The organism is Paenibacillus sp. JT22N7, from assembly GCF_059383875.1.
Window position 1 is genome coordinate 77,553 of sequence record NZ_JBXENY010000012.1, and the last position, 19,111, is coordinate 96,663.

The window sequence follows — 19,111 nt, forward strand, 5'->3', positions numbered from 1 at the left end:
TTGGTTAAAAAGTCAAGAGAAGTGAAAAGGTTGGGGTTAAATAGCCCTCGTGCGGGCAGCCCAACCTTTTTACATTTAGCCGTTTCTGTTTAATACCATTTTTTAGCGAATCATTTATTTATAATGGACGATCGTTTTGTTCATCGTTCGAATGAAAGCCTCCGTAGCTTTGGACAGGTAGCGCCCCTTGCGGCTGGCGATGACTAGTGTCCGTGACGCTTTGGGGGACAGGGGCAAGTAGATGGGGGCGAATTCGCTCCCTCTTTGCCGTGTCAGCATTTTCGGAACGAAGGCGATGCCCATGCCGCCCGCAACGAGCGATTGGACGGTTTCAATATTGCTGCTTTCAAATACGATTTGCGGCGTAAAGCCGGAAGCCTGGCACAGCTCGACCGTAATTTGCCGGAAGCCCTGGCCTTTTTTTAAGCCGATAAAGGGTTCATTGCGCAATATGCTTATCGGTACAGGCTCCGAGCTTTCCGCAAGCGGATGCTGTGGCGGAATCGCCAGGCAAATTTCTTCTTCCATTAAAGGCTCCCATGCAAGCGAGGTATCGGCAAGCGGAAGGGACAGCAAGCTGAGGTCAGTGCCGCCGCTTGCCGTAAGCTGCTCCAGCTTTGCCGAAGTATCCTCTACGAGCACCACCTCGATTTGTGGATACTGGGCGCCGAATACCGGCAGGACGAGCGGCAAAATATGCGAGCCTGTAATCGGCAGCGTTCCGACGACGAGCCGCCCGCGCCGCATTTGCGCCATATCATCCATTTCCTGCTTTAATTGTTCAATCGCATCGAGAATCGTTTGGGACTTGTCAACAAATACCTGACCAGCCTGCGTAAGCTCAACCGAGTTGGTCGTGCGCCGAAACAGCAGCACGCCAAGCTCCTGCTCCAGCTTAGACAGCTGCTGGCTGAGCGAGGGCTGGGCGATATGCAGCTTTTCCGCTGCGCGGGAGAAGTTTTTTTCAATTGCGATTTGCAGCACATACTGCAGTTGTCTGAGCTCCATGGGCATCCTTCGCTTTCTATTTTTCTGGGAAGAGCTTCTTCATTTACCGTTATAGTTGTTACCTATAGACATTATAGATATTATATCTTGGATCAATCAAGTGCCAGATGTTATGCTTAGAGCATCATTTTTGAAGAGAAGTCGAACGATGGGGTGAATTTAATGGCTAAAAGAACGATGTTTGAGAAGATTTGGGATAATCACGTCATTAATCAAGAAGAAGGCAAACCAAGTATTATTTATATCGATCTTCAACTGGTTCACGAAGTAACTTCGCCGCAAGCTTTCGAAGGCCTTCGCATGTCTGGTCGTAAATTACGTCGTCCGGATTTGACATTTGCAACGATGGATCACAACGTTCCTACGAAAGACCGCTTTAATATTAAAGATCCTATTTCCAAGCAACAAATCGATACGCTGACGCAAAACTGTAAGGATTTCGGCGTAAAGCTGTTTGATCTTGACAATATTGACCAAGGCGTTGTACACGTTATGGGGCCTGAAATTGGCCTCACGCATCCGGGCAAAACGATCGTTTGCGGCGACAGCCACACGTCCACGCATGGTGCGTTCGGCGCGCTTGCATTTGGTATCGGTACTTCCGAGGTTGAGCACGTAATGGCAACACAATGCTTGCAGCAATCGAAAGCAAAAACGATGGAAGTTCGCTTCACAGGCAACCGCAAACCGGGCGTAACGGCAAAAGATATGATTTTGGGCGTTATCGCAAAATACGGCACGGACTTCGCTACCGGCTACGTTATCGAGTACACAGGCGAATCGATCCGCTCGCTGACGATGGAAGAGCGTATGACGGTTTGCAACATGTCGATCGAAGGCGGCGCTCGCGCAGGTCTGATCGCTCCTGACGAAACGACTTTCAACTATCTTCGCGGACGCGAATATGCTCCAGCAGATTATGATGCAGCTGTAGAAGAGTGGAAATTGCTGTCCACTGACGAAGGCGCAACTTATGATACGATTGTTGATTTTGATGTGGATTCCCTGATTCCGCAAGTAACCTGGGGTACAAGCCCTGGCATGGGTACGGATATTACTTCTTCCGTTCCTTACCCAGAACAGCTCCCTACGGAAAATGAGCGTAAAGCTGCTGAGAAAGCACTTGAATATATGGATCTGAAGCCAGGTACGCCTATGAATGAAATCGAGATCGACTATGTATTTATCGGTTCTTGTACAAATGGACGTATTGAGGATCTTCGTGCTGCTGCTGAAATCGCTCGCGGCTACAAAGTTAGCGATAAAGTGACAGCAATCGTCGTTCCAGGCTCGGGCCGCGTTAAAATTCAGGCTGAGAAAGAAGGCCTTGATAAAGTATTTATCGAAGCAGGTTTCGAATGGCGTGAAGCAGGCTGCTCGATGTGTCTGGCAATGAATCCGGACGTTCTGCAGCCAGGACAGCGCTGTGCTTCGACATCGAACCGTAACTTCGAAGGCCGCCAAGGCCGCGGAGGCCGTACGCATCTCGTATCTCCAGCAATGGCTGTTGCTGCAGCTGTTATGGGCCGTTTTACAGATGTGCGTGATTGGAATGTCAAAACAGAAGTATTGAACTAATCAGGACGTGTGAGAGGGGTATTACCGATATGGAACCATTTAAACAGTTTACGGGCATTGTTGCTCCAGTCGATCGCGTTAACGTAGATACGGATGCGATTATTCCTAAGCAATTTTTGAAGCGTATTGAGCGCAGCGGCTTTGGACAATTTCTATTTTTCGAATGGCGTTTTCATGAGAACGGTGAAGTAAACGTTGATTTTGAACCGAATAAGCCTCGTTATCAAGGCGCTTCCGTTCTTATATCTCGTGCTAACTTCGGCTGCGGCTCTTCACGTGAGCATGCGCCATGGGCCATTCTCGACTATGGCTACAAAGTCGTTATTGCACCGTCTTATGCAGATATTTTCTACAATAACTGTTTCAAAAACGGCATTTTGCCGCTTAAGCTGAGCGAAGAGCAGGTTGAAGATCTGTTCCAGCGCACGGCGAAGCATGATGGCTACAAGCTGAATGTTGATCTGGAAAACAATCGTCTGACTGATGATTATGGTCTGGAAATCAACTTTGAGCTGGATGAGCACCGTCGCCAGTTTTTGCTGCAAGGTCTTGATGATATCGGCCTTACGCTGATGCATGAAGATAAAATTACAGCTTACGAGCAAAAACGCGCTGCAAAAGCGCACGCATAAGCTGTAAATAAGAAAAAACGGCTGTTGCCGCCTTCTGGCGGCGACAGCCGTTTCATTACGAGAAATATAGAGAAGGATGGAAAAACGATATACTTTCCTATATTTTAAAAAGAGGGCAATTTCCTGTCGGAAAAATTGTCCTCTTTTTTCCTCTATACGCAACTTTTTCTGACGCTGTGCGTCTAATATTTTAGTCTGTTTAAGTCGAATGCACCCCATTCGATGAGGGCAATTTCAGTCATCGAGGTGGAAAATGAAGAAATTTGTACCGATTTTGTTGCTCATGTCGTTTTTGTTCACGCTGTTTTCTAGTGCAGGACATGCTGCCGAGGTTGTGCCAAAGCTTTATTTGAATGGGGCTTTACTGGATTCGAAGGTAGCGCCGCAAATCGTAGACAACAAGTATACGCTTGTACCGATTCGGCTCGTGTCGGAGAGTATCGGCTACAAAGTAGGCTGGTCGTCAGCTACACAGACAGTTACTGTACATAATGGCTCTGATTCAATTGTACTTACTATTAACCAGGATGTCGCTTTTGTTAACAATGAGCAGGTGAAGCTGGATACGCCAGCTTTGCTGCAAAAAGGGACAACCCTTATTCCGCTGCGATTCGTTGGGGAATCTCTCGGAATGCAGGTCAATTGGGACCAAACGACAAAATCCGTCCAATTGTTTAAAGAAGCGGAGCCAACGCCTACGCCAACTCCATCAACAGATCCGGTTGTCACACAGCCTGATGGTGTTGTAACGGACATTTCGTATGACAATGAAAATGCGATTATTATTCACTATGAGGGAAGCGCTGTCTACAATCAGCCTTTCAAGCTCGAAAGCCCGAAACGAATCGTAATGGACATTCCCAAGGTGTCCTATTCGGATACGCTTTTAGCGCAGCTTGGCTCAGGTCAGATCAATCTTGAGGTAGGCGAGCATCCTTATTTGAGCGGTATCCGCTATTCCTTGTTCTCGTCAAGCCCGGCAACTGTACGTATCGTGCTTGACCTGAAAGCAGATGCCGATGTGGATGTCATCAACAGTGCGCTAGGCGAAATTCGCATCAATGTCATTGATCCGCTGCCAGTGCAAGCTACTCCTACGCCAACACCGACGCCTTCAGCGACGCCAACGCCAACTGCAGGTCCGACACTGCCAGCAAACGGTGTTTATTCTATCGTAATTGACGCGGGACATGGCGGCTCTGATCCAGGAGCAAAAGGAATTAATGGCAGATGGGAGAAAGAATTTAATCTCAGCCTTTCTTTGAAAGTAAAGGCTCTGCTTGATAAGGAGTCGAAAATAAAAGCTTCTTTATCCCGTCCCGATGACAACTATGTCAAGCTGGAGGATCGGGTAAAGTTTGCTGAAAATCTTAAAGCTAATCTATTCCTATCTATTCATGCCAACAGCAATCCGAGCAGCGCCGCAACGGGCACGGAAACCTACTACACAAGAGCTAGCAGCAAAGCGTTTGCCGATGCGGTACACAAGCAGTTTGCCAAAGCAACAGGCCTTAAGGATCGCGGTGTCAAGCAGCAGAGCTTGCATGTGACGAGAGAAACGACAATGCCAGCCATTTTGCTTGAGGCAGGATTTTTGTCTAACGCAGACGATTACAAGAAGCTGTTTGATGAATCCGTGCAAAATAAAATCGCTGCCGGAATTGTAGCAGGAATCAAGGACTATTTGAAGCTATAGTAGAGACAGGGGGATAACAGATGCTGCGAACAGTGAGCAAGTTCATGTTGACTTTATGTATAGTTGGACTCGTTGCGGGCTGTGCGGCGGTTAACAAGCCAGCTGAATCAGGCGCGGGCAGCAGCCCGTCGCCTTCTATTCAGCCATCCGCTGCTCCGACGGCCGAGCCGTCAATTGAGCCTGCAAAACAGACAGCAGAAATAAAGGTATATGCGGGAAATGAAGAGCTGGATGGTATAGTGGAGCAGCAGGTTCAGGTTGCATACAGCTCAGATCTGGAGTTAGTTCAAAACGCAATTACAGCATTACAGCAAGCGGAGGGCGATGGCGCTGTATCGCTGTGGAAGCTGATTGAAATTAAATCGGTGTTGCTGGGAAGCGATGGACAGGTGACGATTGATCTTCATCTGTCTGACGAGTCCCGGCTTGGTTCGCCTGGCGAAGTATTAGTGCTGGAGACGCTCCAAAAAACATTGTTCCAGTTCGAATTTGTAAAATCCTATGATTTGCTCATTGATGGAGACAGCGCAGATACGCTGATGGGCCATGTTGAGCTTGAGCATCCAACACTAAAGCCGTAGCTTAGCAGCCAGAGAACGTCTTCAGCCGTTTACGCTTGATAGAAAGAAAATGATAGATAATGAATAAAAGAGTGTAATAAAATAGAAATTCCATTTAATACGTTTTGAAACTATTTGGGGGGAACGATAACTATGGCATTGTCACGATCATCTAAATCTATCATTGCAGGTACAATTGCATTTTCCATTTTGGCGGGGCCTTTTGCGGTTCCCGCCCCTATTTCGTATGCGGCGTCTGTCAGTTCCAACCCGTTTAGCGATGTAGCATCGAATCACTGGGCGCAAAAGCATATTACGAAGCTGTCGCTTCAAGGCATCATTAATGGCTCTAATGGCCTGTTCCGTCCGGCTGATAATGTAACGCAGCAGGAAGCCGTTCTTATGGCTTTGCGTTTTATAGGCGCAGCAAGTGAAGCTCCGGCTGATGATACTGTTGCTTTTCCAGAAACGTTTGTCGTTAAGAGCGACTTTAAAGGCGAAGTGAAGCTTGCTTTTGATAAAGGCTTGCTGGATCAAGCTGAAGAATATGCGCTTGCCGCTTCCGGCGATCAAGCTGTAGGCTGGGGACAACGCCCTGCCACTCGTGAATGGGTGACGAAGCTGCTCATTCGTGCTATTAACCAGAAGAGCACAGCGGACAGCCTGCAGAACGCTGTTTCATCGTTTAATGATGCAGATCAAATTGCTAGCAGCTACCGTGGCTATGTCAATGCAGCTGTTTCACTAGATTTGGTTAAAGGGGTAACGGCAGTCAAGTTCGACCCTAAAGCGAATGTAAACCGTGCAAGCCTTGCAACGCTGTTCAGCCGTGCTGAGAAGCTGTATCCGGTGGAATACGCAGGCCAAGCAACGGGTGTGCTGCTGCAATCTAGCGATACGGGCATAACGATTTATAGCAAGTCTCAATCAGCTGTATATACGCTTAGCCCAGATACGGTCATCTATCGTTATGACTCAGAAACGCCAATTGCAGCCAAAGATCTTGTGCAATATGCAAATGTAACGGTCATTACGAAATCGGGCGGGGCTGCTTACGTGGAGCTCCAGGATGACAAGCCGCAAATTAAAACGATAACAGGTACGGTTGGCCGCGTGCTGCCGGATCAGAAGATGCTGTATGTGTGGATAGATAATAAGCCGGTAGAGGTTTATTATGACGACTCGCTTATCTTAACCGAAACGTCTGGCAAGACGATTGCCATTAGCGACTTGAAAGAAAACAGCGCAATTACAGTGACGCAGGATACGTTCCGTACATCTCCTAAAGCGCTGAAAATTACAGTTGACCAACAAACAGGAGCGGCTGTGCTCAAAGGCACGTTTATTTCCGGCGATGCAAGCGTCCTTACTTATGAAGACAGCGCTGGAAAGCTCAATTCCAAATTTTTGAGCAGCACGGTTGAAATTATAATCGAAGGCATCGTTGGGCCAACGATTGGCGATTTGATTAAAGATGTGGATCAACTGCAAATTACAACGAATGACCAGGACCAGATTACAAAAATCGAGGTCGTAAACCGCAACGTTCAGACGCTCGTTGGTGCTCAGGTGGAAAGCTATAATGCGGACAAAAAATTCCTTGTCGTTTTTGACTCTGCAGGGTCAAAAGCCTATCCGCTTTATTTGACTGACAAAACGAGAATTGACAACAACGGCAATGCAATCAAGCTGGAGGACATCGGCACTTGGCTGACTAAAAACCGCAAACTGACGATTACTTACAGCGGCGATAAGGTTGTGTCCTTGTCGATTGCAAGCAAATATACAGGCAAGCTCGTCTCTATTAATGCTTCGAGCAATTCCGTTACGATGAGCGTGCCTGGCGGCGTAGATGTTACGGTTACTTATTCGGCGCCAACGGTAGAAGTTCCGGGCATTGCAGCAGCATCTCTGACTGATCTCAAAGTTGGCGATACGATTACAACGGTTATGAATGTGAATCAGGATCGGGCAACGCTCATTCAGGTTCATCGTCCTATCCAATATGAAGTACGTGCTGTCAACACTGGAACCAAAAAGGTTACGGTCGTTAATGCGCAAAATGTCCAGACAGATCTAGTGCTGTCGGGAATCGACATTACGAATGAGACAGGAAGCAAAGTGGCGATCGATACACTTGTTCCGGGCACTTTCATTAATGTCAGCTACATTGGCAAGCAAATAACTGCCGTGAAATCCATCGTCGTTTCTTATGGAACCGTTCAATCGGTAGGCACGAACAGCATTACGCTGACCAATGAGAGTGGCCAGACAACAACGGCTGCACTTGGCCAATCCTTCCTAATTACTAAGGGCACATCAACTTCTGCGACTACGTCGACGCTTGCAACTGGAGACCGGATTCAACTGAGCAAAAATGAAAATGATGTCGTGCTGGTTACTGTCGCTGTTGGCCAGACGAGAACATTTTGGCAGTATGACGCTACGGCTGGACAGCTGTGGACGCTCAAAACGACCGATGCCGACAACGCCAATTATTTTTACGTGACAGGCTCAACAAAGCTGCTAAAAGATGGGAAAACGATTTCGCTGCAGGATATTAAATACGGCGATCAGATCATCGTTTATGCTTTCAAAAATAAAGCCGTGGAAATTGTAAAAGTGTAAATTGGTAAGGTTATGTGACAAACTGCCCTACGGGGCAGTTTTTTTATGCTTTTTTCAATATTTATGGTGGATTATAGTTGCATGGCGGGACGTTTTTCGCTACACTTTGAACGATAGTGTTTGGAATGGGAGAGAGGACGATGAATGCGAAGCAGAAGATGCGACACATATTGGATACTCTTGCGGAGATGTTTCCGGACGCACACTGCGAGCTGAACCATTCTAATCCGTTTGAGCTGACGATTGCCGTTCTAATGTCTGCACAATGTACCGATGAAATGGTGAACAAAGTAACCGCTAACTTATTTCAGAAGTATAAGCAGCCAGAGGACTATGTGGCGGTTCCGCTGGAGGAGCTGGAGCAGGATATTCGAAGAATCGGTCTATTCCGAAGCAAAGCTTCCAATATTCAAAAATTGTGCCGTATTCTCATTGATAAATATGATGGAGAAACTCCTTCCACGCATGAGCAGCTGGTCGAGCTGCCGGGCGTTGGACGCAAGACGGCGAATGTCGTCATGTCTAATGCGTTTAATGTGCCGGCTATTGCCGTCGATACTCACGTTGAGCGTGTATCCAAGCGCCTTTCGATAGCGAAGCCTGATGATTCTGTGCTGGAAGTTGAGAAGAAGCTCATGAAGCTTGTTCCCAAAGACGAATGGACCCTTACCCATCATCGGCTCATTTTTTTCGGCCGCTATCATTGCAAGGCGCAAAATCCGCAATGCGAGGTATGTCCGCTGCTGGATATGTGCAAAGAAGGAAAACAACGTATGAAGCCAGGCTTAAACAAGAAGACTGTTAAGAAAGTGGCTAAATAAGGTTGGCTAAGAGACAAATACTTTTAAAATGAAGGATGATGACAGTGAAGTGTATTTCTGTGTATACAAATAGTTTTGAGCTTTTCTCCGATATTTATGAGCAAGTGCTTAGCTCCCCGCCAGAAGAAAACGAAGATATCGTAGTGGAAGGCGTAACCGTTAGCGGCTCCGGCGACGTGCCTGACCAATACATCGAGCGTATGCGCCAAAAACCGGAAGTCGTTGTTATGCGTGAAAAAGAGCGTAACATTATGATTTTGCAGCATGGCAATGTATTCGAAATTTGCCTGCCTTCCGATGACGAGGAAATTGCATAGGTTATGGCTGAAATGACGGTACAACGCATTGAAGAAGCAACAATCCTGGCGGCCCGCGAAATGGCGGACGCAGGTGATGCGCTGCACGCCAAACAAGTTATGGAAGTAAACAGTAAGCTGGCCGAAGGTCGGCTTACTGTTGCTTTTTGCGGTCATTTTTCCGCAGGCAAGTCCACGCTGATCAATCGGCTGTGCGGGGCTCAGCTTCTGCCTTCCAGTCCGATTCCGACTAGCGCGAACGTAGTGTCCATAAGAGGCGGAGCAGAGGCGCTGGCAAGCATCATCACGGAGAGGGACGGCGAGGCCTCTAGTCTTAGTGTGCCTTTGGAGGATCTGGATCGCTATTGCGTAGACGGGGAGCAGTTCCAATCGGTCTTGATTACGTATCCAACAGAAAGATTAGGCAATCATACGGTACTTCTGGATACGCCGGGCATTGATTCTACGGATGATGCACACCGGATGGCAACGGAGTCAGCGCTGCATTTGGCGGATGTCGTGTTTTATGTGATGGATTACAATCATGTGCAATCGGAAATTAATTTTGCGTTTGCGAAGCAGCTTAAGGATTGGGGCAAGCCGTTATATTTTATCGTTAATCAGATTGATAAACACAGGGAACGCGAGCTAACGTTTGCCGATTACCGCAAAAGCGTAGAAGAGGCGTTTCAAGCATGGCATTTGGAGCCAGCGGGAATCGTTTATTTGTCGTTGCGCCAGCCGGATCATCCGCATCAGGAATGGGAGGCGCTTACGCAGCTGCTTGACGAGCTAAAGGAATTGCGTGAGCCGCTCGCTGCTTACAGCGTCGACGCTTCGCTGCGCCATCTTGCAGCAGAGCATTTGAAATGGTGCGAGATGCAGGATGAGCCGGAGAAGGAACGGCTGCTTGCCGAGGCAGGCGGAGAAGAGGAAGCACAGCGGGTGAAGGCGGAGCAAGGCGAGCTGACTGTTCAGGTGGAGCAGCTCAAGGCTGAACCGGAACGGCTGCGTCTGGAGCTGCGCCGTGAAATGCAGGCGCTGGTAGACAATGCGATCATTACGCCAGCTCCGGTGCGTGATTTGGCGCATTCGTTTCTGGAAAGCAGAAAGCCGGGCTTCAAGACGGGGCTATTGTTCGCGGGCGCAAAGACGGCGGCTGAGCAGGAGCGGCGTGCCGAGCTGTTCTGCCATGATTTTGCTGGCCAAGTGGGCGCGGCTGTCGATTGGCATGTAAAGGATTTGCTTCGCCGTGCCGCTGAGCGAGTCGGCTACGCAGCGGAAACGCTGGAGCAGCAGCTTGCCGAGCAGTTTAGCTGGAAGCCGGATGCTTCCTGGCTCATTCAGCGCGTAAATACGGGAGCCGTATTCGGCAACGAATATACGATGACGTATACGCGCGAGTTAGCCGCGGAGGTGAAGGAGCTTTACCGGAAGCGCGGCAATGAGCTGATTGACGCGCTGACGGCGCATGTGGCAGCGGCGAGCGAGGCAGCCGCTGCAGACGTGAGAGGCCGGCTTGCGGCGCTTGATGCGCAAGCCGGGGCGCTAGGGCTGCTTGCGGCGCTGGCGGAGCGCGCCGCGCAGCATGCGGCGCAGGTCGTAAGGGCGCTGCCGCAGCCAGTGGCGCGGCCGGCGCTGCCGGCGCCGAAGCGCGCAGCGGCGGATGCCAGCGCGCGCGCAGGTGTAGACGGCGGCGCGGCAGATGCCGCCGCCGGGCCTCGCCGCGCGAGCGAAGCTGCGCAGCGCGGCGATAGGGCGGCAGCGGGCGACGCTGCTGCCGCAAGTGCCAGTGGCGCGCCGCAGCACGCGCCACGAGCGCAAGCTGCGCTCGGCAGCGGCGAAGCGCTGTCGCAGCAGCATGGCGCAGCAGCGCGCTTGCTCAGCGCAGCCGCGCTGCTGACGCCGCACGCGCCGCTAGCCGCGGCCGCGCAGGCGATGCAGGACAAGGCGAACCGGCTCCGCAGCAGCCGGTTCACAATCGCGCTGTTCGGAGCGTTCAGCGCGGGCAAATCCTCGCTCGCCAATGCGCTTATTGGCGAGCCGGTACTGCCGGTGTCGCCGAATCCGACGACGGCGGCGATCAACCGTCTCGTGCCGCCATCGGGCGAACGCGAGCATGGAACGGCAGGCGTCGTCATGAAATCCCGTGACGCCGTCCTGGAAGACCTGCGCTATTCGCTCGCTTTGCTCGGCGAAGACGCTACTGACGCTGCGCTGCCGGACGCTGCCGCTCTTATGCGCGCGATCGACCGCCTGTCGCCGGATGCGATTCACGCCGGCGGACGGCCGCACTACAGCTTCCTGCGTGCTGCACGCGCAGGCTGGGAAGCGCATGAGTCGCTGCTTGGCCAGCGCCTCACCGTCTCCCAAGCGGAATACGAGCGCTTCGTAGCGGAGGAATCTCGCTCCTGCTACGTCAGCGAAATCGAGCTTTATTACGATTGCGAGCTGACGCGGCAGGGCATCGTCCTCGTCGATACGCCGGGAGCCGATTCCGTGAACGCCCGGCATACGGGCGTAGCGTTCAATTACATTAAAAATGCCGACGCTGTCCTGTTCGTCACTTATTACAACCATGCTTTTTCACAGGCAGACCGTCAGTTTCTTATGCAGCTGGGGCGGGTCAAGGACCAGTTCGAGCTCGATAAAATGTTTTTCCTCGTCAATGCGGCTGATTTGGCAGCCGATCAAGAGGAGCTTGCGGGCGTCCTGAAGCATGTGGAGCATAATTTGCTTCAGCACGGCATTCGTTCGCCGCGTCTTTATCCGGTTTCAAGCTTGGATGGTCTCGACGCGAAGCAAAGCGGCGATGGCGAACTGTTAGCGCGCTCAGGCATTGACGCGTTCGAGCGCTCCTTCCTGCATTTTGTGAGCGAGGATTTAGGGCGGCTTGCGATCGACGCAGCGGAGCAGGAAATTGTCAGGGCGGCGGCTACCGTAAATGGCTGGCTGAACAGTGCTACAGGCGATGCGGCTACGAGAGAGCAGGAGCGCAGCCAGCTGGCTGCGCTGCAAGAGCAGGCACAGCTGCTGCTTGCGTCCTACCGGTCCAGCGAGGCGCCGCCTCAGCAGGCACAGGAGCTAAGCGAGCTGCTCTATTATGTCGTACAGCGCCAGCAGCTTCGATTCGGAGAATTTTACAACTACGCCTTTAATCCTTCTGTCTTGCAGGATGATGGTCGCGATTTGAAGAAGATGATTTGGACGGCTTGGCTTGATTTGCAGCGGCAAATTCAGATGGAGCTGGCGCAGGAGCTGCAAGCGACTTCGCTGCGTCTGGAGCGAATTTTGAACGGCCTTTTGCGCAAGCAATTTGACAGCTGCGCGTCGGAGCTTGCCGCTCTGCTGGCGGGCTATCAATCGATCCCGTATGAGACAGCGGCCATTCCTACTCCGGAAATCGATGTCGATTGGACGACGACGGATATTACCGGCAAATGGCTGTGGAGCCGCTTTAAATCGCCGCGGCAATTTTTCGAAGGCGACGGCAAAGGCCAGCTGCGCAAGGAGCTTGAGGCGCTGCTCATTCCATCGCTCCAGCAGTGGATGGCTGTCCTAAATGGACAGTGGACCGAACGCTACAGCGCGCTTTGGAAAAAGTACGCCGAGCAGTCAGGCGAGCAGCTACAGCAAGACGTTGTCAACTATGTAGAGGGCAAGCGCATCTCGCTAGCGGACAATGCTGATGTGGGGCAATTGCGCGAGCTGCATGAGCAATTGATTCATCTGCATAGCGCAACAATTGCATAAGCTTTCATCTAATAATAATCTGAATGCTTTCAAGGGCGGGTATGAGCCTTTGAAAGCATTTTTTTTAATATAAGTATTTATGAAAAATTGTTTAGGCTTGTTTTGTGTGTTTCTGTGCAAAAATGGCGTAAGACGCACACTTTAGGGATGATTTAAGACGATACTTGAGCATAGGTTAGTTAGTGTTTCCAAATTGCCTTAATCGGCTGTTTCAATGTAATATACGGAAATTTACTCAGATTGCTCCTGTCATAGGATGCTGATAATATTCATTCATGCTTACAAAAAAGAACAGGGAGTGGGATTTGCTTGGACGTCTTTAGGCAACTCAAACGATTTTACTGGGTCGAACGAAAATTTCTTTTGACCTCCATCGTCTGCCTGATGTTTGCGACAGCGCTCGGGCTCGTATATCCGAATTTGCTTCGCATCTTAATCGACGATGTTATTAAAGAAGAGCAGTATGGCAAGGTGCCTGCGTTAGCGCTAACTGTTGTGGGGGTTGTGACGTTAAAGGGATTGATGCAATTTTTGCATGGTTTTTTCGGAGGAAGGCTCGGCAACCGAGTAGCTTTTAGGCTTCGCAATGCTTGTTATGACAAGTTGCAATCGCTATCTTTTCAATATTATGACAAAGCGAAAACAGGCGATCTCATGTCGCGTTTGACTGCGGATTTGGAAGCGATTCGCAACTTTATCGGCTTTGGCTTTGCCCAAATTTTGAACGTGGTGCTGATGGTCGTATTCGGCGGAGCGATGATGCTGTCCATCCACTGGCAGCTGACGCTTATTACTTTGGTTACGATCCCGCTGCTCGTGTTTACGGCTTTGCGCTTCGAGCGCAAAATCCACCCGGCCTTTCAAGAAATGCGCCGCGCGCTCAGCAGCCTGACGACGGCTGTTCAAGAAAACATTACGGGTGTTCGCACGGTGAAATCCTTTGCCCGCGAGCCGCATGAAGTGAACAAATTTTCAGTGAAAAATGAAGCTTATCAGACGAATCAGATCGGTGCTGCAATAATATGGGCTCGTTATTTCCCTATTATGGAATTATGCGCCAACATAAGCGCAGTTATTCTGCTTCTAGCAGGTGGAATGCTCGTCATTAGAGGAGAGCTCAAGCTAGGCGAGCTGGTTGCCTTTTTCAGCTTAACTTGGTACATTATCGGCCCGATGTGGGGGATTGGGTTCCATATTAACAACTACACGCAATCCAAAGCTTCCGGCGAACGGGTGCTGAATCTATTGAACGAGCATGTCCATGTGAAAAACCTCGAACATGCCATCGTGCTTGACGAGCAAATGGTTAAAGGGCATGTCCGTTTCAACAACGTAACGTTTAATTATCCTGACAATGCTCCGGCATTAACGAATATTTCGATTGATGCCCCGGCGGGCTCCGTAATCGGTTTCCTAGGAGCTACAGGCTCAGGAAAATCGACGGTTATCCAGCTGCTCATGCGCGCCTATAATGTGAAAGAGGGCAGCATTACGCTGGATGGCATGGACATTCGCGACATTGACGTGAACAGCCTGCGCAGACAGATGGCTCCTGTTTTTCAGGAAACGTTCCTGTTCTCCGCCTCTATCCGCACGAATTTGGCATATGGCATGCAGGATGTAACGGATGAGCAAATTGAACGTGCAGCGAAGCTGGCGAAGGCACATGATTTTATTATGGAAATGCCGGAAGGCTACGATACGATTGTAGGTGAAAGAGGAATGGGATTGTCCGGCGGACAGAAGCAGCGGATTGCGATTGCCCGCGCCCTTATTAAAAATCCGCATATTCTCATTCTGGACGACGCTACGAGCGCTGTAGATATGGAAACGGAGCATGAAATTCAGGCGGGCTTCAAGGAGCTTATGGCGGGTCGCACGACATTCATTATTGCCCACCGCATTTCCTCGCTGCGCCATGCGGATGAAATTATCGTTTTGGATCAAGGCATAATTGTGCAGCGCGGCACGCATCAGCAATTGCTTGCGCAGCCTGGCCCTTATCGTGATACTTACAAAATTCAATACGCCGACTTTCCGCTCGAAGAGCTTGAGCAGGCGGGTTCGCAGCGGAAGGAGGGGGCGCTATAATGAGCAGCACTTCCGGCACGGATAAATACGATAAAAAAGAACGTTTTATTTACAAAGATGATGATGCGATCGAGAAGCCGTTTAACTGGGCGCAGGTGGGCAGATTGTTCGTTTACATGAAGCCCTATAAGCGCCAGCTGATCCCGGCCATCTTCATGATGATTATTGGCACGCTTACGCGGCTCGCGACTCCCGCACTCGTCATCCTCGCGATTGACGAAGCCATTCAGCCAACTGATGGCGCGGCAAGCTTGCCAAAGCTGTACTTGTATGCCGGCTTAATGCTCTTGCTGTATGTGGTGCAATGGGCTGCCAACAGCTACCGGATCAAATACACGAATATTATTGGGCAAAAGGTCATTTATGACCTGCGGCATGATCTGTTCAAGCATATCCAGAAGCTTAGCTTCCGCTTCTTCGACAAGCGTCCGGCAGGCTCCGTGCTTGTACGGATTACGAATGACGTTAACGCCCTTCAGGACTTGTTTACGAACGGTGTCGTCAACTTGCTGATGGACTGCGTGCAGCTGCTGGGGATTGTTGTCATTTTGCTGATCTGGAATTTCAAGCTGGGGCTTGCAATCATGGTGACGGTACCGCTCATGTTTATCGTTTCGACTGCGCTGCGCAAGCGGATTCGTTTTGCTTGGCAGGACGTTCGGATGAAGCAGTCGCGAATTAATGCCCACTTGAACGAAAGCATCCAGGGGATGAAAGTAACGCAAGCCTACGTTCAGGAAAAAGACAATATGCGTTTCTTTGACTACATGAATACGGTCAATGTGAAATCATGGAATAAGGCCTCGGCGCTCAACCAAGCGTTTGGTCCGGTTATTGAAATTACGTCAGCTATCGGGACATTTATTTTGTTCTGGTACGGCGCCCATTTGATTCAGCAAGGTGCGATTACAATCGGCTTGCTCGTCGGCTTCGCCAACTATATCGGCAACTTCTGGGACCCGATTAACCGGCTTGGCCAAATGTATTCCCAGCTGCTTATTGCAATGGCATCTTCCGAGCGCATTTTTGAATTTATCGATGAAGAGCCAACGGTACACGAGAAGGGCGCAGCGAAGGAACTGCCGAATATTCGCGGCGACGTCGTATTTGACAACATTATTTTTGAATATGAAAAAGGGCGCCAAGCACTTAAAGGCATTAGCCTGGAAGCCAAAGCAGGCCAATCGATCGCTCTCGTTGGGCATACGGGCTCAGGCAAAAGTACGATCATCAACCTGCTTTGCCGGTTCTATGATCCCGTTAGCGGCAGCGTGAAGATCGACGGGAAGGATATTCGCGACGTAACGATTGAAAGCTTGCGCTCCCAAGTCGGCATCGTAATGCAGGATACGTTTATATTCTCGGGAACGATTCGCGACAATATTCGTTACGGCAGACTTGATGCATCGGATGCGGATATTGTGGAAGCGGCTAAAGCGGTTCATGCCCATGATTTCATTATGAATTTGCCGGATGGCTACGATACGGAAGTAGAGGAGCGCGGCAACATTTTGTCGATGGGCCAGCGCCAGCTGCTTTCCTTCGCCAGAGCATTGCTTGCGAATCCGCGCATTCTCATTCTCGATGAAGCGACGGCAAGCATTGATACCGATACGGAGCTGAAAATCCAGGAGGCGCTAAAGGCGCTGCTTGCTGGACGGACCTCCTTCATGATTGCCCATCGCCTGTCAACGATCCGCAATGCCGATGAAATTATCGTGCTGGACCATGGCCGCATCGTCGAGCGGGGCAAGCACGAAGCGCTTATTGCGCAAAAGGGCATATACAATGGGCTGATTGAAGCCCAATATCGTTTCTTGTCAGCTTAAGTCGAAGCAAAGCGGTTAAGGTCTTGATTTTTAGTGCAGGAACCTCCACAATGGAAGAAAAAACAATTCGGAATCGGTATCGCTGTCCCTTAGGGCAGCCGCCGACAATTATCCGGTTTGCTTCCAGGAGGTTCTTTTTATTATGTATGGATCACCATTGTCCGGAGCGTCGCGCAAGCTTATGCTGCTCGGATCAGGAGAGCTTGGCAAGGAGGTAGCGCTTGAAGCGCAGCGTCTCGGCGCTGAGACGATTGCGGTAGATCGCTATGAGAACGCGCCGGCGATGCAGGTCGCTCATCGCTCTTATGTAGCTGATATGCTGGATGGAGCGGCTCTAAGACGAATCATTGAACAGGAGCGCCCGGACTATATCGTGCCGGAAATTGAAGCGATTGCAACCGAAACGCTGCTGGAGCTTGAACAGGAGGGCTTCCGCGTCATTCCAACGGCTCGCGCTGCATGGCTGACAATGGACCGGGAAGGCATTCGCCGCCTTGCTGCCGAGCAGCTTGGCTTGCCGACGGCCGCCTACCGTTTTGCCGATACGCTGGAGGAGCTGCGTGAAGCGACAGCAGCGCTAGGTTTCCCATGTGTCATTAAGCCGATCATGAGCTCGTCTGGCAAAGGGCAAAGCGTCTGCCGCAGTGAAGCGGAAATTGAAGCTTGCTGGAGCTACGCTATGGAGGGTGGTCGCGCGAAGAAGCAGCGGATTATCGTCGAAGGCTTTATTACGTTTGAATCGGAAATTACGCTGCTTACGATTCGCTCCGTATCAGGCACGAGCTTCTGCGCACCTATTGGCCACGTACAGAAGGATGGCGATTACATCGAATCGTGGCAGCCGCATGCGATGAGCACTGAGCAAATCGAGCAGGCGGAGGACATTGCCCGCAAAGTGACCGAAGAGCTGGGCGGTTATGGCCTCTATGGCGTCGAATTGTTCCTTACGCAGGATGGCGTGCTGTTTAGCGAGGTTTCTCCACGTCCGCATGATACAGGCATGGTTACGATGGCGACGCAGGATTTGTCAGAGTTTGCACTGCATGTTCGCGCTGTATTGGGGTTCCCGATTCCAACGATCAGGCTGCTGTCGCCAGGTGCCTCGCACACGCTCAAAGCGGATCGTGAAAGCAATCAGTTCCGTATTGGCGGCGTGCAGGAAGCGCTGGCGCTGCCGCATACGCAGGTGCGGGTATTCGGCAAGCCGGAGACGAAAGTCGGACGCCGGATGGCTGTTGCGCTCAGTACGGCTGCAGATGTAGAGCAGGCACGGGAAACGGCGCGCCAAGCGGCGGAGCTGCTGCATATTACATACGGAGAATAGGCTGCAGAAGGGCTGCCGCGTCCAGTTATCGCATGGGCGCAGCAGCCCTTCCTTCTCGAAATATAAGAATTTATAAGTTTCCCACTTATCATTAGGCTTATATTTCTCGGAGTGAAACGCGCCTTGCCGCCAAAGGACGGCGATAGCCGTTTCACCTTGCCTATTTTGTTTTTTTCCAGTACACGCCCGTTGAATCTATCGTCACGAGCGGATCGGTAATGTGATAGGCATTGCGGAAGTCGGTAACAGCTGCGGCGCAATAGCCAATGGAGTAATCGTCAATGACGATAAAGCCGCCAATGGATACTTTAGGATATAGATGAGTCAGCGCATCCATCGTCGAGGAATACATGTCGCCATCGAGGCGGGCTATCGCTATTTTATTCGTTGGCGCCGCCGGCAGCGTATCCTTGAACCAGCCTTTAAGAAAGATAATGCCATCGTCATATAGATCATATTTTTGAAAATTGCTGACGACCTCAGGCAAGGAAACGCGCAAAAAGTCCTGCTCGTGAAATTTCGAGGTTTCGTCGATCGGACAGCGGGCCTCCGGCGCTGGCAGCCCTTCAAAGGAATCGGCGACGATCACTTTCCGGTTCGTTATGCCATGTACTTTCAGAAAGCCGCGCATGAAAATGCAAGTTCCGCCGCGCCATACGCCAGTTTCAATGAAATCGCCCTCGATGTTGTTGCTAACGACGGCATTCATAAGCTGATGCAGATGGTTCATGCGAATACGCCCAATCATACTATGTGCAATGAGGGGCCAATCGAGGCCTTAAAAGCGGTTTTCCTTCGTAGCGCCAGGCTCACGCTCCAGCCAAATTTCAAATAATATTGCTTTTTTCAACATTTCCAAATACATCTCTTTTGGTGTATTATTGCTCATAATCAC

General features: G+C 50.5%; 12 protein-coding genes and 1 pseudogene. 11 read left to right on the plus strand and 2 right to left on the minus strand.

Annotation, left to right across the window (positions count from 1 at the left end):
* Positions 1-114 precede the first annotated feature (114 nt).
* The gene (locus tag AC50Y5_RS27365; RefSeq protein ID WP_099519986.1) at positions 115-1,008 is read right to left on the minus strand and encodes a LysR family transcriptional regulator; all 894 of its coding nucleotides are present in this window, start codon (positions 1,006-1,008) and stop codon (positions 115-117) included.
* Positions 1,009-1,170: 162 nt separating this feature from the next.
* On the opposite strand from AC50Y5_RS27365, the gene leuC reads away from it, so the two are divergent.
* The 11 genes from leuC (at position 1,171) to purT (ending at position 18,216) form a co-directional block, all read left to right on the plus strand.
* Positions 1,171-2,586: a 3-isopropylmalate dehydratase large subunit gene (gene leuC, locus AC50Y5_RS27370; RefSeq protein WP_056028644.1), complete on the plus strand. Its 1,416-nt coding sequence runs from the start codon at positions 1,171-1,173 to the stop codon at positions 2,584-2,586.
* Between the two features lie 29 nt (positions 2,587-2,615).
* Positions 2,616-3,218, plus strand: coding sequence for a 3-isopropylmalate dehydratase small subunit (gene leuD, locus AC50Y5_RS27375; protein WP_099519988.1), 603 nt, complete (start codon positions 2,616-2,618; stop codon positions 3,216-3,218).
* A gap of 253 nt (positions 3,219-3,471) precedes the next feature.
* Positions 3,472-4,914 carry an N-acetylmuramoyl-L-alanine amidase family protein gene (locus AC50Y5_RS27380; protein ID WP_494864410.1) on the plus strand — a complete coding sequence of 481 codons (1,443 nt, stop codon included), beginning with the start codon at positions 3,472-3,474 and terminating at the stop codon, positions 4,912-4,914.
* Between the two features lie 20 nt (positions 4,915-4,934).
* Positions 4,935-5,495 (plus strand): GerMN domain-containing protein, encoded by a 561-nt coding sequence (locus tag AC50Y5_RS27385; protein ID WP_494864412.1) that lies wholly within the window; start codon positions 4,935-4,937, stop codon positions 5,493-5,495.
* A 132-nt stretch (positions 5,496-5,627) separates the two neighbouring features.
* On the plus strand, positions 5,628-8,102 hold the full coding sequence (locus AC50Y5_RS27390; RefSeq protein ID WP_494864414.1) for an S-layer homology domain-containing protein: 2,475 nt from the start codon (positions 5,628-5,630) through the stop codon (positions 8,100-8,102).
* Positions 8,103-8,242: 140 nt separating this feature from the next.
* Positions 8,243-8,923 (plus strand): endonuclease III, encoded by a 681-nt coding sequence (gene nth, locus AC50Y5_RS27395; protein WP_494864416.1) that lies wholly within the window; start codon positions 8,243-8,245, stop codon positions 8,921-8,923.
* A gap of 44 nt (positions 8,924-8,967) precedes the next feature.
* Positions 8,968-9,240: a hypothetical protein gene (locus AC50Y5_RS27400; protein WP_046234755.1), complete on the plus strand. Its 273-nt coding sequence runs from the start codon at positions 8,968-8,970 to the stop codon at positions 9,238-9,240.
* A 3-nt stretch (positions 9,241-9,243) separates the two neighbouring features.
* A complete protein-coding gene (locus AC50Y5_RS27405) occupies positions 9,244-12,972 on the plus strand; it encodes a dynamin family protein (RefSeq protein ID WP_494864418.1) in 3,729 nt (1,242 codons plus the stop codon).
* Positions 12,973-13,281: 309 nt separating this feature from the next.
* A complete protein-coding gene (locus AC50Y5_RS27410; protein WP_494864420.1) occupies positions 13,282-15,063 on the plus strand; it encodes an ABC transporter ATP-binding protein in 1,782 nt (593 codons plus the stop codon).
* Positions 15,063-16,892, plus strand: a complete 1,830-nt coding sequence (locus tag AC50Y5_RS27415) for an ABC transporter ATP-binding protein (RefSeq protein WP_494864422.1) — start codon at positions 15,063-15,065, stop codon at positions 16,890-16,892. Before AC50Y5_RS27410 ends, AC50Y5_RS27415 begins: the two co-directional genes overlap by 1 nt.
* Positions 16,893-17,034: 142 nt before the next feature.
* Entirely contained in the window at positions 17,035-18,216 is a 1,182-nt protein-coding gene (gene purT, locus AC50Y5_RS27420) for a formate-dependent phosphoribosylglycinamide formyltransferase (RefSeq protein WP_494864424.1), read from the plus strand.
* A 160-nt stretch (positions 18,217-18,376) separates the two neighbouring features.
* Here the strand turns inward: purT and AC50Y5_RS27425 are convergent.
* A pseudogene (locus AC50Y5_RS27425) lies at positions 18,377-19,105 on the minus strand (TylF/MycF family methyltransferase).
* Between the last annotated feature and the right edge of the window lie 6 nt (positions 19,106-19,111).

Bases quoted from the DNA above. Each gene is read 5' to 3' on its own strand.
- leuD (WP_099519988.1), top strand. From the start codon at position 2,616: ATGGAACCATTTAAACAGTTTACGGGCATTGTTGCTCCAGTCGATCGC.
- AC50Y5_RS27380 (WP_494864410.1), top strand. From the start codon at position 3,472: ATGAAGAAATTTGTACCGATTTTGTTGCTCATGTCGTTTTTGTTCACG.
- nth (WP_494864416.1), top strand. From the start codon at position 8,243: ATGAATGCGAAGCAGAAGATGCGACACATATTGGATACTCTTGCGGAG.
- AC50Y5_RS27365 (WP_099519986.1), bottom strand. From the start codon at position 1,008: ATGGAGCTCAGACAACTGCAGTATGTGCTGCAAATCGCAATTGAAAAA.
- AC50Y5_RS27390 (WP_494864414.1), top strand. From the start codon at position 5,628: ATGGCATTGTCACGATCATCTAAATCTATCATTGCAGGTACAATTGCA.
- purT (WP_494864424.1), top strand. From the start codon at position 17,035: ATGTATGGATCACCATTGTCCGGAGCGTCGCGCAAGCTTATGCTGCTC.
- AC50Y5_RS27385 (WP_494864412.1), top strand. From the start codon at position 4,935: ATGCTGCGAACAGTGAGCAAGTTCATGTTGACTTTATGTATAGTTGGA.
- leuC (WP_056028644.1), top strand. From the start codon at position 1,171: ATGGCTAAAAGAACGATGTTTGAGAAGATTTGGGATAATCACGTCATT.
- AC50Y5_RS27415 (WP_494864422.1), top strand. From the start codon at position 15,063: ATGAGCAGCACTTCCGGCACGGATAAATACGATAAAAAAGAACGTTTT.
- AC50Y5_RS27405 (WP_494864418.1), top strand. From the start codon at position 9,244: ATGGCTGAAATGACGGTACAACGCATTGAAGAAGCAACAATCCTGGCG.